Source organism: Lutibacter sp. (assembly GCF_013041805.1).
In the GTDB taxonomy this organism is placed as follows: Bacteria; Bacteroidota; Bacteroidia; order Flavobacteriales; family Flavobacteriaceae; genus Lutibacter.
This window is the reverse complement of sequence record NZ_JABDRI010000072.1, coordinates 1-18,539: the sequence shown is the minus strand read 5'-3', so window position 1 is coordinate 18,539 and position 18,539 is coordinate 1. Positions and strand designations below refer to the sequence as shown.

The 18,539-nt window shown below is 30.7% G+C and carries 13 protein-coding genes and 1 pseudogene; 6 read left to right on the top strand and 8 right to left on the bottom strand.

The genetic code is table 11. From position 1 onward, the window contains the following. From HKP59_RS09030 to HKP59_RS12845, 4 genes and pseudogenes are all read left to right on the top strand, one after another. Positions 1 to 4,232: gliding motility-associated C-terminal domain-containing protein (locus tag HKP59_RS09030; protein WP_291805961.1), on the top strand; the 4,232-nt coding region annotated here is incomplete at its 5' end. Between the two features lie 69 nt (positions 4,233 to 4,301). Next, positions 4,302 to 5,204 (top strand): type IX secretion system membrane protein PorP/SprF, encoded by a 903-nt coding sequence (locus tag HKP59_RS09025; RefSeq protein ID WP_291805960.1) that lies wholly within the window; start codon positions 4,302 to 4,304, stop codon positions 5,202 to 5,204. Positions 5,205 to 5,220: 16 nt separating this feature from the next. Then, entirely contained in the window at positions 5,221 to 6,813 is a 1,593-nt protein-coding gene (locus HKP59_RS09020) for an OmpA family protein (protein ID WP_291805958.1), read from the top strand. A 1,160-nt stretch (positions 6,814 to 7,973) separates the two neighbouring features. Further along, a pseudogene (locus HKP59_RS12845) lies at positions 7,974 to 8,342 on the top strand (OmpA family protein); the annotation flags it as partial. A gap of 57 nt (positions 8,343 to 8,399) precedes the next feature. On the opposite strand, the gene sufD reads toward HKP59_RS12845, so the two are convergent. The 5 genes from sufD to HKP59_RS08990 all read right to left on the bottom strand — a co-directional run bounded on the left by sufD (position 8,400) and on the right by HKP59_RS08990 (position 12,821). After that, positions 8,400 to 9,722 (bottom strand): Fe-S cluster assembly protein SufD, encoded by a 1,323-nt coding sequence (sufD, locus tag HKP59_RS09010; RefSeq protein WP_291805953.1) that lies wholly within the window; start codon positions 9,720 to 9,722, stop codon positions 8,400 to 8,402. 85 nt (positions 9,723 to 9,807) lie between these two features. Continuing rightward, positions 9,808 to 10,545 (bottom strand): Fe-S cluster assembly ATPase SufC, encoded by a 738-nt coding sequence (gene sufC, locus HKP59_RS09005; protein ID WP_291805950.1) that lies wholly within the window; start codon positions 10,543 to 10,545, stop codon positions 9,808 to 9,810. Between the two features lies 1 nt (position 10,546). After that, on the bottom strand, positions 10,547 to 11,032 hold the full coding sequence (locus HKP59_RS09000) for a flavodoxin family protein (protein ID WP_291805948.1): 486 nt from the start codon (positions 11,030 to 11,032) through the stop codon (positions 10,547 to 10,549). Between the two features lies 1 nt (position 11,033). After that, positions 11,034 to 12,482, bottom strand: coding sequence for a Fe-S cluster assembly protein SufB (sufB, locus tag HKP59_RS08995; protein ID WP_291805946.1), 1,449 nt, complete (start codon positions 12,480 to 12,482; stop codon positions 11,034 to 11,036). Between the two features lie 9 nt (positions 12,483 to 12,491). Then, positions 12,492 to 12,821, bottom strand: coding sequence for an iron-sulfur cluster assembly accessory protein (locus tag HKP59_RS08990; protein WP_291805943.1), 330 nt, complete (start codon positions 12,819 to 12,821; stop codon positions 12,492 to 12,494). Positions 12,822 to 12,949: 128 nt separating this feature from the next. Between HKP59_RS08990 and thiL the strand changes: the two genes are divergently transcribed. Then, entirely contained in the window at positions 12,950 to 14,002 is a 1,053-nt protein-coding gene (gene thiL / locus HKP59_RS08985) for a thiamine-phosphate kinase (protein WP_291805941.1), read from the top strand. Positions 14,003 to 14,009: 7 nt separating this feature from the next. On the opposite strand, the gene HKP59_RS08980 is transcribed toward thiL, so the two are convergent. Both HKP59_RS08980 and HKP59_RS08975 read right to left on the bottom strand, forming a co-directional pair. Then, positions 14,010 to 14,792 (bottom strand): alpha/beta fold hydrolase, encoded by a 783-nt coding sequence (locus tag HKP59_RS08980; protein ID WP_291805938.1) that lies wholly within the window; start codon positions 14,790 to 14,792, stop codon positions 14,010 to 14,012. Between the two features lies 1 nt (position 14,793). Continuing rightward, the gene (locus tag HKP59_RS08975; RefSeq protein WP_291805935.1) at positions 14,794 to 15,450 is read right to left on the bottom strand and encodes a hypothetical protein; all 657 of its coding nucleotides are present in this window, start codon (positions 15,448 to 15,450) and stop codon (positions 14,794 to 14,796) included. Between the two features lie 100 nt (positions 15,451 to 15,550). On the opposite strand from HKP59_RS08975, the gene HKP59_RS08970 reads away from it, so the two are divergent. After that, positions 15,551 to 16,873 (top strand): aspartate kinase, encoded by a 1,323-nt coding sequence (locus tag HKP59_RS08970; protein WP_291805933.1) that lies wholly within the window; start codon positions 15,551 to 15,553, stop codon positions 16,871 to 16,873. Positions 16,874 to 16,917: 44 nt separating this feature from the next. Here the strand turns inward: HKP59_RS08970 and HKP59_RS08965 are convergent. Continuing rightward, positions 16,918 to 18,539: helix-turn-helix domain-containing protein (locus tag HKP59_RS08965; protein WP_291805930.1), on the bottom strand; the 1,622-nt coding region annotated here is incomplete at its 5' end.

Here is an 18,539-nt window from a genome sequence, read left to right as displayed (position 1 = left end):
GAGCAGGAAATGTAACATTTACACCTGATGCTCTGTATACCTTAGATCCACCAGTTATAGAATATACAATTCAAGATGATGAAGGAAATGTTTCAAACGAAGCAACTATTACATTTGATTATGAACCAATTGCAATAAATGATGTAAGTGATAATGGAGGTTTAGGACATCCAATTAATACTGATGTTACAGTAGATGTTTTAGCTAATGATATAACAGGAGATACTTATGATCCAACAACTGTTAGTTTAGTAGACCCAGGAACAGCTATAAATATTGTAACAGATTTAAATGGTGATATAACAAGTTTTGAAATTCCAGGAGAAGGAACATGGAATGTTGATTTAGTTACTGGAGAAATAACTTTCAACCCAGCAGATGGATTTATTTTAAGCCCAACTCCTATAGAGTATAATGTTGAGGATGATGAAGGAAATCAATCTAATGATGCTTTAGTAACAATTATTTACATTGCACAAGCTGATATTCAGGTTGTAAAAACAGATAATTCTGATACGTATACACCTGGCTTACCAATTGTTTATACTATTACAGTAACAAACAATGGTCCAGCGAATACTGCAGACGTTATTGTAAATGATGATATAATTGATCCGGTTTTAGAAGCTGTTACAACTTGGACTGGAAATGGTTCTACTGATGTTTCAGGAGATATAGCTAATGATATTATAGCAACGTTAAATGTTGGAGATATAGTTACATATACAGTAACTATTAATGTTCCTAGTGGATATGTAGGTGATATAGTAAATACAGCAATTGTTGCTTTACCTCCATCAACAGACTTTACAATGCCTGTTGATCCGGATCCAAGCAATAATACTTCAACAGATGTTGATGAGATGGATGCACAAGCTGCCTTAGTAGTAAATAAAACGGTAGACAATCCTACACCAGAAGTTGGTTCAGAAGTTATTTTTACAATTGATGTAATAAATAATGGACCAAGTGATGCAACAGGTATAGATGTGGTTGATTATTTACCAAGTGGTTATAGTTTTGTGAGTGCATCAACATTTACAGGATCATATGATGAAATTTCAGGATTATGGGATTTGGGGAATTTAGTATTTGATGCAACAGCAACATTAGAGATTACTGCAGTTGTAAATGCAACCGGAGATTATACTAATTTTGCGGAAGTGGCTTATGCAGATCAGGATGATCCAAACTCAATTCATGGAAATAATGATCCAAATGAAGATGATCAAGATGAAGCTTTAACTATTCCAAATAGTGTGGCAAATCTTGTCACCTCTAAAACGGTAGATAACAATACGCCAAATATTGGTGATACAATTAATTATACATTAACTGTTGTTAATAATGGTCCAAGTATTGCAACTGGAGTTTCAGTTACAGATAATATTCCTGTTGGCTTAACATATGTTTCACATATAGCTGTAGGAGGAGATCTTAACACTTACTCAGGAGGAATATGGAATATTGGAACTATTGATATTGGCGATTCCGCTTCATTAGTTCTTACAGTTATTGTTAATGACGATCAAGGAGGAAACACGATCAACAATATTATTACAGATGTATCACTCAATGAGATTGATCCAAATTTAACAGGAGATGATTTTGTTGAAAGCATTACTGTTACAAGTTCAGATTTAGTTACTGAAAAAACAGTAAGTAATCCTACTCCAAACGAAGGAGATACAATAATTTATACAATTTCGGTTACGAATAATGGACCAAGCGATGCAACTAATGTTAGTTTAATCGATAATCTACCAGTTGGTGTAACTTATTTAAGTCATACATTAACAGAAGGATTCTTTAATAGTGGTTCTGGAGAATGGCTAATTCAGGATTTAGCGAATGGAGCTATAGCTTCATTAGAAATTAGTGCTTTGGTTAATGCCGGTACAGGAGGGACAGTAATAACTAACTTTACTAGTCCTGCTGAAGGTGATCAATCCGATCCAGATACAACAACAGATGATTTGGAGGCCTTGATTACTGTAATAGATGAAGCAGATATTTTATTGACAAAAGTGGTGGACAATGCAACACCTAATGAGGGCGATACTGTGACTTATACTGTAACTGTTACAAATAATGGATTAGCAGCGGTTACTAACTTAGTAATTGATGATACTTTACCTGTAGGTTTAACCTACGGAACCGTAACTCCTAGTATTGGAAATTGGATAGCACCATATTGGGAAATAGGAATATTAGATTCTGGAGTCACTGAATCTATAACTATTGAAGCAATTGTTGGTGAAGGAACAAGAGGTTTAACACTAACAAATGTTGTAAGCAATACGCAAGATCAAGTAGATTCAAATAATACACCTGATGATGATTCAGAAACAATTGTTGTAACAAGTGTAGATTTGGTTACTACTAAAACTGTAAGTGATGCAGAACCAAATGAAGGAGATGTTGTAACATATACAATAACAGTTACGAACACATTAGGAGGAAGTGATGCAACAAATGTTAATTTAACCGAAAATTTACCTGTTGGAGTGACCTATGTAAGTCATACTACCGCAAATGGTGTATATAACGAAGGATCTGGATTGTGGTCTATTGGTGATGTAACTAGTGGAGAGTCAGTGGTTTTATTAATTAATGCTTCTGTTGATGATGGAACTGTTGGGCAAACAATAACAAATACTACATCTAATGTTACTGCTGACCAGGCTGATTATGATACAAGTAATAATAGTGGTAGTGTAAGTATTGTACCTGTTGCAATTATAGACTTAAGTTTAACGAAATGGGTTGTAGATGATGTAGTAAATCCAGAAGTTGGTGATATGATTACTTTTGAAATTAGAGTTCTTAATGATGGGCCGACAGAAGCAACAGGAGTGGAAGTTACTGATTTAATTCCTTCAGGGTATGATTTTGTAAACTATAGCTCTTCAATTGGTACTTATAATCCAATTTCAGGATTATGGAATATTGGCTTTATTGAAGTAGGAAATACTGCAGTATTACTTGTAGATGTAATTGTATTAGATTCAGGCGATTATATCAATTGTGCTGAAATAACAGCTGCAAATGAAGATGATATAGATTCTACACCAAACAATTCCGATGTTGATGAAGATGATTATGATTGTGCATCTGCACCACCAATTCAAGAACTTGATTTAAGAGTTGAAAAAACTGTCATTGCTGATAATCTAACACCTATGGTTGGAACAGAAGTTTCATTTGAAATTAGATTAATTAATCATGGTATTATTGAAGGTACAGAAGTAGTTGTTACAGATTTATTACCAACAGGTTATACATTCTTAAACTATAGTTCTACAAGAGGTACTTATGATGATGACAGTGGAAAATGGATAGTAGGTACAATTGTAGATGGTGAAACGGAAGTATTAGTTATTGATGCAATAGTAAATGCAACAGGAGATTATTTAAACTGTGCAACAATTACTGAAATGCATCAGACAGATACTGACTTATCAAATAATACAAGTTGTATTGCTACAAGTCCTATTAAAATTATTGATTTAGAGTTGACAAAAGAAGTAGCTTTATCTCTTGGAAATGAAGGACCAGTTAGTACAACAGGTGTTTTACAACCGTATGCTGAAACAAATGTAGATTTTACAATTACAGTAAGTAATAACGGACCAAGTGATGCAACTGGTGTTCAAGTAACAGATTTATTACCTAATGGATATAATTTTGTTGATGCTACCGTTTCAATGGGTACGTATAATGATGGTTCAGGAATCTGGAATATAGGAACGATTGCTATTGGAGCTTCTGAAACATTGATAATAACGGCCTATGTTAATCCAGTTGGAAATTGGTTAAACGTTGCTGAAGTAACAGCAGCCAATGAACTTGATATAGATTCAACGCCGAACAATGGAGATATTTTTGAAGATGATATGGATCAAATCGCAACAGAACCAATTATTCCACTAACTATTCCAGAAGGGTTTACACCAAATGGAGACGGAATAAATGATGTGTTTGAGATTGAATTCTTAGAAGTATTATATCCTAATTTCGGAATGGAGATTGTAAATAGATATGGTAATAAAGTATACGAATACAAACACGATGGAAATCCATATCAAACACCACAATGGTGGGATGGATATTCCACAGGAAGATGGAATTTCACGAATGATGAACTTCCTGCTGGTACGTATTTCTACACTATTTATTTTAATAATGATGAAAGAAAACCACAAACAGGTTGGGTATATTTAAGAAAGTAAAAACACTAATTTTTGGAAAGAGAGTTCTATAACTACTCTCTTTCCTTCAATATTTTTTAGACAACGTTTATGAAAAAATTTAGATTAATTTTAGGGGTTTTAGCCTTAATGTCATTAACAACCGTTTTTGGTCAGCAAGATCCTCAATATACACAGTATATGTATAATATGAATATTTTGAATCCAGCATATGCAGGTTCAAAGGGTATTCCAAGTATTGGATTATTAGGAAGAACGCAATGGGTTGGAGTTGAAGGAGCACCTAAAACAGTAACATTAGCAATGCACGCACCTGTTGGTAAAGCTGTAGGTTTAGGACTATCAATAATCCACGATGAAATTGGGCCGGTAAAAGAAGATAATGTATATGCCGATTTTTCTTATACAATTTTCACATCTGATGAAGGGAGACTGGCATTTGGTTTAAAAGTTGGTGTTACCTTTATGGATGTACGAGAATTAATAATGGTAGATCCTGATCCATTAAATATTCCTATAAATCAAACTTCTCCAAATTTTGGAGCAGGTATATATTATTATACGAATAAATGGTATTTAGGTTTGTCCGCTCCTAATTTTTTAGAAACAAAACATCTTGAAAAAGAAGGAGGCATAGTTAGCACTGCATCAGAAAAAATGCACTATTTCTTAACTTCAGGTTATGTATTTGATATCGCAGATAACTTAAAGCTGAAGCCTTCAACTATGATAAAAGCAACGGAAGGAGCACCGTTATCTGTTGATTTATCACTTAACTTGTTAGTTGATGAAAGAGTAGAACTTGGATTATCTCATAGATTTGATGATTCTATAAGTGGAATGGTTGGATTTCAGGTAAATGATGATTTTAGAATTGGATACGCGTACGACTATACAACCTCAAGATTTGGAGATTTTAATTCAGGATCTCATGAGATTATGTTATTATTTGACTTTAACAGAAAAAACATTAAGAGTCCAAGATTCTTTTAATTAAAAATACAGAAATATGAAAAAAATTACACTGATTATTTTATTGTTTTGTGCAGGATACATAAATGCGCAAGATGTTAATTATAGAATCAAAAACATTTCTGAAAACACTAAATTAGCTGATTTTGGAGTTGCCTATTATGGAGAAAATGAAGCTGTATTTGCTTCTTCAAGAAAAGATAAATCTATTAGGAACAGAAAATGGTACTTAAATAAGCAACCTTATTTAGAATTGTTTAAAGGGACATTGGCTGAAGAAGGTGAAATTAATAATGTTGAGCGTTTTTCAGAGACTATAAACACGAAGTATCATGAATCTAATGTAACTTTCACGAAAGATTTAAAAACGGTTTATTTTTCAAGAGATAACTACATTAATAAAAAAACAAACAAAGATGATGAAGGTTGGGTTTTAATTCAATTATATAAAGCTACTGTTGGAGATAATGGAGAGTGGACTAATATTGAGCCAATGCCGTTTAACAGTGATAATTATCAAACAGGTCATCCGGTTCTTAATTTCCAAGAAAACAAACTATATTTTACATCAGATATGCCAGGTTCTTTAGGATCTACAGATATTTTTGTTGTTGATATATATTCAGATGGAACTTTTGGAGAACCAGTTAATTTAGGACCAAATGTAAATACTAGACGAAAAGAAATGTTTCCATTTATAGATGATAATAATGTACTTTATTTTTCCTCTAATGGATATCACGAAGAGGCAAAAGGGCAATTGGATGTTTATGCTACAAAAATAATTGGAAAAGAAGCAATTGAACCTGCGATTAATTTAGGGTATCCAATTAATAGTAAAAGTGATGACTTTGCTTTTGTTAAAAAATCTGGAAAAAATTGGGGTCATTTTTCTTCAAATAGAGAAGGCGGAAAGGGAGATGATGATATTTATTATTTCGAAGAAATAGCGCCAGATGAACGAGATTGTAACCAATTAGTTGAAGGTGTTGTTAGAGAAAAAGAAACAGGAGCTTTAATGCCTGGAGCTTTAGTAGTTTTATATGGGGAAGATGGTGAGAAAATTGAAAGTGTAATTGCAGATAAGTATGCCTCATTTACTTTTAAATTAGATTGTAAAACACCTTATAAAGTTGTTGGGTCAAAACAAAATTATGATAAGGATAGCGAAGAGTTCGAAACTTCAGATGTTCGGGATTTAGAACTTGCTATAGGATTAACACTAACACCAAGCGAGTTTATCGTAGTTCGTGGTAAGTTAATGGTTAATATAAATCCTATATATTTTGATTTAGATAAATCTAACATTAGAGATGATGCGGCTATTGAACTTGAAAAAGTTCTTAGAATCATGCAAAAATATCCAAAAATAAAAATTGATTTAGGCTCTCATACAGATAGTAGAGCTCCAGATTTATACAATGTTAAATTATCTGAAAGACGTGCGCAATCATCTTTAAATTGGATAATTGAAAAAGGTATAGACCCATCTAGAATTACAGGTAAGGGATATGGAGAAACTCAATTAGTGAATAAATGCGCCAATGGAGTAAAATGTACTGAAGAGGAGCATCAATTAAATAGACGAACAGAATTTGTGATTTTGAATCCTGAAGCTGTAGATGAATAAACAAATTTAAATTTTTTAAAAGCCGCAAGAATGCGGCTTTTTTTATGCTTAGTAATTTTTTTATGAATTTATTATGGGCTGAACAAATTGTATTTGTAGACTCATTAATTGAATTACTTTCAATAAATTTTAATGTGGATATGTAATTTATAATAACTATTCAACGAACAGGTTTATTTCATGAAAAAAATCTCTAATTATAAATAATGCTTTGATAACAGATTTGACTAAAATGGAAAGACTGAAATAGTATTCTAACTATGTAGTTATCAAATTATAAACTAAAAACTTACTATTCAATAATAATTCAATTTGTTTAACTTTGTGTTAGCTTATATTTTATTTTTAGTTATTTGCCACAAAAATTTTATCCTTTTATCTAATTATGATACATGAAAAAAGACTTTTTATTAGAGGGATTTTCTTTTAAGGAAAATTTGAATACTTTATTTTTTAAATTATTCATTATAACTTTCCTTTTTTACAATAATTTAAGTGCACAAGATTACGATTTAGTTACAATTACAGGAGTTATATCGGGTCTTGAAACAAACAATGCTTTATATAAAGCTAATTCAAGCACCATTAGATCATTAAGATATATTAGAGCTCAAAGAATTAAAGGGCCTCAAAATGGTATTTTCACAATTAAAGGAGATAATATTAGGTACACAGCAACATCTTCGGTTTCAGGTATTCCTGGAAACGGAAGTAGAATTAGATTCACATTTTTACAAGCAGATAGAATAACACCAATCCCTCCAAGTAATTTTAGATTTATTATTAATGATATTGATGGTCCAAATAATGAAGCTCTAGCTACAAATTGCGATTCAAATTTAAGATTTTTAGGAACGGCTAATCCAACTAATTTAAATGTAATTAATTTTCCACCAACTATTTTAGCTATAGGAAAAATTGAAGAGAATGATGGTCCAACAAGTAGGGTATTGTTTGAGTTTATGAATGTTTCAATAATTGAGTTAGATAACTACGCCAATGATGGGTATTTAAAGGACTTTGATATGAATAACGACTATCCAATTGAAAATCCTATATATGTAAAATGTAAGTCGTATTCTGGTAGTATTAACACTCCAACAATTAATGAAGACTTAAGTTTATCACCTGAATTTAGTAGTAAAACGGAATTATTGATGCTAAACGTAGCTCCAATTTATTTTGATCACGACGAATCTTATATTAGAGAAGATGCCATAGTTGAATTGAATAAAGTAGTTAAAATTTTAAAAAAACACCCAGAATTAATTATTGAATTAAGAGCACATACAGACTCTAGAGCTGATGATAACTATAACCTTAAATTATCTGAAAGAAGAGCTAAATCAACGGTTGATTGGCTGCAAAACAATGGTATTAGTTCTTCAAGAATTATGGGTAAAGGTTTTGGTGAAACTCAATTAATAAATAAATGTTCAAATGGTGTTGAATGCACAGAAGAAGAACATCAATTAAATAGAAGAACTGAATTTGTAGTTTTAAATCCGGAAGTAATTAAAAAAGAATAAAATGAAACTATAAAAAATCACGAATTGTGATTTTTTATAGTTAAATATATTTAGTTTTTATAAGTCAAACCCCAACTGTACGCCAAGGTTTTCAGCAATAAGTTTTGTAATTCTAGATTTTAACTGAGGTATTTTTATTTTTTCTACTACATCATTTCCAAAAGCAAATAATAACAGTGCTTTCGCTTCTTTTTTAGGAATACCACGGGATTGCATATAAAACAAGGCACTCTCATCTAATTGTCCAATAGTACAACCGTGAGAACACTTCACATCATCAGCAAAAATTTCTAATTGTGGTTTTGCATTTATGGAAGCTCCATCATCTATTAAAATATTATTATTTTGCTGAAAAGCATTTGTTTTCTGGGCTGCTTGTTGTACAATTACTTTTCCATTAAATACACCAGCAGATTTATCTGAATAAATACCTTTGTACAACTCATGACTTTCACAATTTGGAAACTTATGGTTTACAAGCGTATGATTATCTACATGTTGTTTACCATTTAAAATAGAAATACCATTTAAGTTTGAAGTAATATGTTCGCCTTCATGATAAAACTCTAAATTATTTCTAGTCATTTTACCTCCAAAAGAATAGGTGTGCACAGAAGCAACACTTTGTTGTTTTTGAGACACAAATGTGCTATCAACTAGAGAAGATGCGTTAGTGTCATTTTGAATTTTATAAAAATCTACAATAGCTCTTTTGTGTGCAAAAATTTCAGTAACAGCATTTGTAAACGTCGTATTTTTAGATAGGTTTTGGTGGCGCTCAATAATTTGAACATGCGAATTTTCACCAACAACAACTAAATTTCTAGGTTGTAATAAAACTTCGTTTTCACTTCCTGTAGAAAAATAAAGAATTTGAATTGGTTTAGGTACAATCGTATTTTTTGGAATATTAATAAATGCTCCCTCTTTGGTAAAGGCCGTGTTTAACTCCGCTAAACTATTGTTTTCTTTGGCAATAGTATTGAAATAATTATCAATTACCATTTTATATTTTGGCTTGGTTAAGGCCGATGATAAAACGCAAACATCACACTCTTCATGAGTAGTGTCAGATAAAAACGAACTAAATACTCCATCAACAAAAATTAAAGTATATGATTCAATTTCATTGATAAGATATTCCCGAATGTTCTTATATCCAACAGGATTTTTTGTTTCAGGGAATAAACAAAAGTCGTTTTTTAATAGCGGTTTCAAGTTCGTATATTTCCATTCTTCATCTTTTTTTGAAGGAAATCCTTGATTTTCAAAGTTTTGAATAGCTTTTAATCGAAGTTCATGCACATTTGAATCTAAATCCAAACCGCCTTTGTTTTCAAAAGCTAAAAATGAAGAAACCAATTTATCTTTTAATTCCATTTTTATGGGTTTTCAGTAAGTTGTTGTTCGTAATCAGATAATTATTTTCTGTTCACTAAAACTTTAAACTGTTTACTTTTAATAATTATTTTAGCCAATCGTATCCTTTTGCCTCTAATTCGAGCGCTAACTCTTTACCTCCAGATTTTACAATTTTACCGTTGTGTAAAACATGTACAAAATCAGGAACAATATAATCTAACAAACGCTGATAGTGGGTAATCACTAGAACTGCATTGTCTTTACTTTTTAATTTATTCACACCGTTTGCAACGACTTTTAAAGCGTCAATATCTAAACCGGAATCTGTTTCATCTAAGATTGCTAACTTAGGTTCTAACATAGCCATTTGGAAAATTTCATTACGCTTTTTTTCTCCACCTGAAAATCCTTCATTTAAAGATCTTGATAAAAATTTACGATCTATTTCTAATAAATCGGCTTTTTCACGAATTAATTTCAACATATCTTTAGCAGGTAATTCTTCTTGACCTTTTGCTTTTCGTGTTTCGTTAATTGCCGTTTTAATAAAGTTGGTAACTGTTACACCAGGAATTTCAACAGGATATTGAAATGATAAAAAGATTCCTTTATGCGCTCTTTCCTCCGGAGCAGAATCTTCTAAATCCTCATTATTTAAAATAACAGAGCCTTGGGTAACTTCATACTCTTCTTTACCAGCTATTACTGCAGAAAGTGTACTTTTCCCCGATCCGTTAGGTCCCATAATTGCATGAACCTCTCCAGCTTTAATTTCAAGATTTATACCTTTTAAAATCTCCTTATCATTAATGTTGGCGTGTAAATTTTTGATGCTTAGCATTTTATATATGTGTTAATTCTATAGTATTAATTTCGTGTATATTGTTTGCATTAAAATGTAAATTTCCTTGAAATTCCATTCCTAAGTAATCAGCTGACTTTTTAAAAGGGATGTAAAAACTATCGTCAATTTCATCGCTGTGTGAATTTGATATTACGAACATATTTTTACCTTTTAATTTTCTGCCAGTTTCTTTTTCAATTCGTATCAAATCTGAAAAACGGTCGAAAAAAACCTTCATAATACCACTCATATTATACCAATAAACAGGTGTTGCAAAAATAAGGGTATCGTATTTTTCTAAAATTAATTTTATAAGAGGAAGAAAATCATCATCTAAATTTTTACTTTCATAATCATAATATGAAATTTTGTAGTTATTTAAATCAATAACATCAATTTGGTGTTTTTTAGAAATGTTTGCTACAATACTTCCTGTATTTCCTCCACTTCTAGAAGAGCCTAAAATAATGACTTTTTTTTCCATACTATCCAACACTTCCTTCTAAACTTATTTCCAATAATTTTTGCGCTTCAACAGCAAACTCCATTGGAAGTTTGTTTAATACGTCTTTACTAAAACCATTTACAATTAATGCTATTGCTTTTTCAGTATCAATACCACGTTGGTTACAATAAAACAATTGGTCTTCTCCAATTTTACTCGTGGTGGCTTCATGTTCTATTTGAGCGGTTTTATTTTTTGCTTCTATGTATGGGAAAGTATGCGCACCACATTGATCACCCATTAATAAGGAATCACATTGGGAAAAATTACGAGCATTTTTTGTTCTTGGTCCAACCTGTACTAATCCTCTATACGAGTTTTGAGATTTTCCTGCAGATACTCCTTTAGAAATAATAGTACTTTTGGTATTGTTTCCTAAATGAATCATTTTTGTCCCTGTATCGGCTTGTTGATAATTGTTAGTCACTGCAATAGAATAAAATTCTCCTACAGAATTATCTCCTTTTAATACACAACTTGGATATTTCCAAGTTACGGCACTTCCTGTTTCTACTTGTGTCCAAGAAATTTTAGCATTCTTTTCGCACAAACCTCTTTTAGTTACAAAATTATAAACACCACCTTTTCCATCTTTTCCTCCCGGAAACCAGTTTTGTACTGTAGAATATTTAATCTCAGCATCATCTAATGCAATTAACTCTACTACAGCTGCATGAAGCTGATTTTCATCACGCTGAGGTGCAGTACAACCTTCTAAATAACTAACGTAACTGCCTTTGTCTGCAATAACTAGTGTACGTTCAAACTGCCCAGTTCCTCCTTCGTTAATTCTGAAATAAGTTGATAATTCCATTGGGCAAGTCACTCCTTTTGGGATATAACAAAAAGAGCCATCAGAAAAAACTGCAGAATTCAATGCAGCATAAAAATTATCTGATTGCGGCACAATAGAACCTAAATATTTTTTTACCAATTCAGGATGTTCCTGAATGGCTTCAGAAATAGGCATAAAAATAATACCCTTTTCATTTAAGGTCTTTTTAAAAGTAGTCGCCACAGAAACTGAATCAACTACAATATCAACAGCTACATTTGACAAACGCTTCTGTTCATCGATAGAAATACCAAGTTTTTCAAATGTTTTTAATAATTCAGGATCAACTTGATCTAAACTATCTAATTTAGGCTTTTGAACCGGGGCAGAATAATAACTAATGTCTTGAAAAGATGGTTTTTTATAATGCACATTTGCCCATTCTGGTTCCTTCATTTCTTTCCAAACCTTGAAAGCTTTTAATCTCCATTCAGTCATCCAATCTGGCTCGTTTTTCTTTTTAGAAATTGCAATAACAACTTCCTCATTTAAACCAATAGGAAATTTGTCAGCTTCAATATCTGTATAAAAACCGTATTCGTACTCTTTTGTTTCGAGTTCTTTTTTTAAATCGTCTTCAGTAAATTTGCTCATTTTAACTTTTTAAAGTGAAAAGCTTTCCCCACAACCGCAAGTTCTATTTGCATTTGGATTGTTAAAAACAAACCCTGTTCCATTTAACCCTCCAGAATATTCTAAAGTAGTTCCAACAAGGTATAAAAAGCTTTTTTTGTCTACAATAATTTTTACATCATTGTCTTCAAAAACTTTATCATCTTCTTTTTGTTCTTTATCAAATGTTAATTCGTATGAAAGTCCTGAACATCCGCCACTTTTAACACCAACTCTAACATAATGGTTAGAAGGCTCAAAACCATCATCGTTCATAAGTTCAATAACTTTCTTTTTTGCTATGTCTGAAACTTTAATCATATCGCTTAAGTAGATTAATTCTAAATAAGTGCAAATATAGCTACAAAAATTTAGTTTTTACAAAGTTTTAAGATGAATAAAATTAATAGTGCTATAGTTGTTACTTATAAACTTAATATCTTTGCAAAATGATAGAAGATAAAAATCAAACACGTACTAGTTTATCTGAATTAGGAGAATTTGGATTGATAAACCACTTAACAAAAAACTTTAAATTACAGCATAAATCTACAATTAAAGGTGTTGGTGACGATGCAGCAGTTCTAGACTTAAAAGATAAGCAAGTATTAGTTACTACTGATTTTTTAGTTGAAGGGGTTCATTTTGATTTAAGCTATATGCCTTTAAAGCACTTAGGTTATAAAGCTATTATGGTTAACCTATCAGATGTGTATGCAATGAATGGAGATGCTTCACAAATTACGGTTTCTATTGCTGTTTCTAATCGTTTTCCGTTGGAAGCATTAGAAGAATTATATGAAGGAATTCAATTGGCTTGCAAAACATATGCTATTGATTTAGTGGGTGGTGATACTACTTCTTCAACAAAGGGTTTATTAATTAGTGTTACAGCGATTGGGTCAATAAAAAAGAAAGATGTTGTATATAGAAATACGGCAAAACAAAATGATTTATTAGTAGTTTCAGGTGATTTAGGAGCGTCTTACTTAGGCTTACAAGTATTGGAGCGAGAAAAACAAGTATTTAAAGTAAACCCAAATTCACAACCAGATTTAACTGCGTACACCTACTTAATTGAGCGCCAGTTAAAACCTGAAGCAAGAAAAGATATTGTGAAACTCCTAAAAGATTTAAATGTAAAACCAACTGCAATGATTGATATTTCTGATGGACTTTCTTCAGAGATATTGCATATTTGTACGCAGTCTAAAGTTGGATGTAATGTATATGAAGAAAAAATTCCGTTAGATCCACAAGTAATTGCTACTTGTGAAGAATTTGAATTAAATAGTACTACAGTTGCACTAAGCGGTGGTGAAGATTATGAGTTGTTATTTACTATTTCTCAAGAAGATTTCCCTAAAATAAAAGGGAATCCTCATTTAACAGTTATTGGTCATATTACTCAAGAAAGTGAAGGAGTTAATTTGGTAACTAGAGCAAATCAACAAATAAAATTAACAGCACAAGGTTGGAATGCCTTAGCGAAAGAAGACTAGACCTAAGTTAATAGCAAGTTTTAATAAAAGAAGTTAAAGTTTCAATCAACTCATTTTTATTTTCAAGATGACTCATATGCCCGTCAGGAAACTCAACTACTTCTACTTTTGTGTTTGAAGTTTGTTGTATTAGTGAGTTATAATCTAAAGCTGAATCTTGTTTCCCAATGATTAATTGAATAGGAAAGTTTGCAGTTTTATAAATGGAAGTTTGGTCTTTTCTAATTTTCATTCCTTCAAGAGCGGCAATAATTCCGTGAGGTTTAATTTTTAAAGCTTCTTCGGTAACTTTTTCAATGGCTATTTTAAGTTGTTCTCTGTTTGTTTCTGAAAAAAGCATTGGAATGGCTATTCTTACAAATGTTTTGGGACTTTGCTTTACAGCTTCAATTGCTCTATCTCTATGTAATTTCTTTTCTTCAGAATCGGGTAAAGCAGTTGAATTCATTAAACATAAGCCTTTTACATTTAATGGAAATAATAGAGAAAATGCTAACGCAACATATCCACCCATACTATGACCTATTAAAACATATTTTCGCAAACGTAAATGGTTTAAAACGGTTTTTATCATTTCAGCTTGATCTTCCATTGTATGAATATATCCGTGATTTTCTGTTTTACCGTGCCCTAATAAATCAATGCAAATAACTTTGTATTTTTTTGAAAGAGTTTTAGCAATAGAATTCCACATACTGCTATTTTCTAGAAAACCATGAAGCAATACAACGGCACTTCCTGTTCCGATTGAAGAAAAATAAACTTTAGTATTTTTATGTAGAACGTACATGTTAATTTTTTAAGCCTTTAATGGCTGAAAATGCTTTATCAACATTATCATCTTCCACTAAAATTGTAAATTCATTGGTTGTTGAAACTACTTCATATAATGAAATACCTTCCCAAGCTAAACGTTTAAAAAATTGATAATATAAACCTGCAATTTTGGTATTTTCTTTAGGTAAGCCTATCGTAATTGCCGATAAATGATCTTGAGCGGTTGTACACACTTCATTTTTATAGCTTTCTTCAATTTGACTTTTTAAAGATGTGTTAACTATTACGTTACTTTCGTGAACACCACGAGTGAATGTGTAAAAAACATGTGGATCTTGTTTTAAAACCTCGAGCATTTTTAAATGGCCTTTTATTAAACTACTAGAATTTTTAAAAGTATAATCAGAAAGATCTGAACGAACTGTAATATCCCCTAAATTTTGCAACGCTTTGTTTAGTTTAATTTTGTTGGCCATTTCTTTAGGCGGGCTGTATCTTCTTAAAGCCATCATGATAGCTCCGGCTTTTACAGGTTTTCGTAACATTTTAGAAATGTCATCTTTTAATTCTTCAGCTAAAGCACTGTAATTTAAGATATTACGATTTAAAGCATCTTCTAAAAATGGTTGAGAAACTAAAATTTCTTCTACACAACTTGCAATAGTTTTCATTTGTTAAATAGTTAACATTTTGTGCAAAAATAGTTTATAATTTTTAAATAATCGTAAAAAGATAAATATCATTTTACATTTGCCAATTAAATTGAAAAGAATGAAGGTATTAAAATTTGGAGGCACATCGGTTGGGTCAATCGAGAACATAAAACGTGTAAAAGAAATTATTGTTGATGGAGGAGAAAAAATTGTGGTGCTTTCAGCAATGTCTGGAACTACTAACGCATTGGTTGAAATTTCTGAACTTATAAAAAGGAGTGCTATTATTGAAGCACTAGGAAAGGTTGAGGTTTTACAACATAAATATGTGGAAGTTTCAAATGATTTATTTGAAACGAATAGTTTAAAGCAAGATGTTGAAAATTATTGTTCTCAGATTTTTAATTTTTTAAAAGAGTGTACTTCTGAAAATCATACTGAATTATTGTATAATAAAATTGTTTCAAGAGGGGAGTTATTATCTACTTTTATTTTTACTAAATACTTAAATCAGGAAGGTATAAACGCTAGATTATTACCTGCTTTAGAATTTATGAGAATAGATAAAACAAACGAACCGGACGATTTTTATATCAAACAAAATTTACAACGACTGATTGAAAATACACCTCCCGCCGATATTTATATTACGCAAGGATTTATTTGTTTAAATGCTTTTGGGCAGATTGCAAATTTAGAAAGAGGAGGAAGTGATTACACTGCAACAATTATTGGGGCTATTACAAAAGCTGAAGAAGTTCAAATTTGGACAGATATTGACGGAATGCATAATAACGATCCAAGGTTTGTAGAAAATACGCACGCAATCTCGAATTTATCGTTTGATGAAGCGGCAGAGTTAGCTTATTTTGGAGCAAAAATATTACATCCACAAACGGTAATGCCAGCTCGTGAAGCAAATATTTCAGTTCGCTTAAAAAACACATTAGACCCGGAGTCATATGGAACATTAATTTCAAAAGGCTTTAAGGGAGAAGGAATAAAAGCTATTGCGGCCAAAGATAGCATTACAGCGATTAAAATTAAATCGGCTCGAATGTTACAAGCTCATGGTTTTTTGAAAAAGGTTTTTGAAATTTTTGAAAAATATGAAACCTCTATAGATATGATTACCACTTCAGAGATTGCAGTTTCATTAACCATTGATGATGATAAAAATTTAGTTTCAATAGTAGAGGAATTAGAAAAGTTTTCAACTGTCGAAGTAGATAATCAACAAAGTATAATTTGTTTGGTAGGCCATTTGGTGGTTAGACATCATGAAACACACAGACTTTTTAAAGTTTTACAAGATATTCCAGTTAGAATGATTTCTTATGGAGGAAGTAATAATAACATTTCATTACTCGTAAATACAAAAGATAAAATAACAGCATTACAACGATTAAACTCTTACATTTTCGATTTTGAAATTGTATAATTTCTATGAATGGATTTATTGGTTAATTAAAAAACTCGAAGTATTTACTTCGAGTTTTTTTCAATGTGTTTTATAAAGTGCGACGGATTCATTCCAGTAATTTTATAAAATGCTTTAGAAAAAGATTCAACATTGTTAAAACCAATTTCAAAAGCAATAGCACTAACTGTATATTTTCTAAAATTGTTTTCTGTTTTTAATTTTTCTACACAATAATTAATTCTCAAATCGGAAATATAAGTACTAAAGTTTTTTTCTTTATGAAAGTTAATAATTTTGGATAGATAACTAGAATTTGTGTCAAATTCTTTAGATAAGCTATTTAAGGTTATTTTATTGTTTAAAAACCCTTGGTTCTTTTCAAACTCATTTAACAACTTCAAGACCTGTTTAATTTTTACTTTTGAAATTCCTTTTAATTTAAGACCTGTTTTTTTGGGGGTGTTTTTTGATGTTTCTTTTTCTTTAGATTTATTAAGTAATTTCTTAAATTGCTTTTTAATTTTTTGTTGTTTTAGATAGGTTTTAATACCAAAAAATATGGCAATTAAAACGAAGGATATTAATAAAATTATGATATAAAAAAACTGGTCTTTTTTAGTTTTTAAATTGGAGATAATTTTTTCTTTTTGCGCTAGTAATTCAGGTGTATCATATTCTTTTTTGAGGGTTTTATTTAAGTTGATATAATTTATATTCAATACACTATCTACATATAAAAGGCGATTTATATGTTTTAGTTGATTTTTAGAATCGTTTTCACCTTTGTAATAATTTATTAAATATTCTTGAATAGTTCTTACTTCAGGAACAACATCTTTGCTAAGCATATAAATAGAATCTGCTTTATTAAAGTGATAAAATGCTTTAGTAATATTTGAAAGCTTTGTATGCGCTAAACCTTGGTAATAATGATTGTTTAATAAGCCATTAAACGAATTCTCAAAAGCGATACTTTTTTGTAAGCTATCAATTGAAATTTCGTGATTTTTTTGATAGTAAGCAACAATACCAGATTGAGAAACAAAATTATAATAATATGTAGAGTCTTTTAATGCTAATGAATTTTGAAGTCCTTTCGAAGCAGCTATTCCAGCAGAATCTAGCTTATTAGATAATAGATATGCATTTGAAAGAGACAATAATAGTTCAAGTTCAAATTGTAGATAATCAATGTTCAGGTTTTTGTTTTTTTGAAGCATTTTTAAATTTAATTTATACAATTCTAAAGCTTCATCATTATCTCCCCACATTATTTTGATACTGGCAATATAATAATTGGCATTAAATATTTGTGTAAAGTTGTTGTTTAAATATGCAATTTTTTTTGCCTTTAATAAATTATCTAAAGATTCTTTATAATTTCCAATAGCATAGTGTAAAATACCTTTTGTAAGATATCCTTGAGCGGGATATTGGTAATGTGTAATATTATTAGTTAATGCAATAATACTATCGCAATAGCGAATACCAATATTACTTTCTGAAATATGTATATAATTTACATAGGCATTTACTAACTTTATTGTATTCTGTTCGTTTTTTGCTTTTGCAGTATACGCATCTGCATAAATAGTAGCTTTTGAATTATTTATATTATATTCAAAAGAGGCATTTAATTCTTTAAATGTTTTTGTTTTTAAAGAATCTGGAATATAGAATAGAT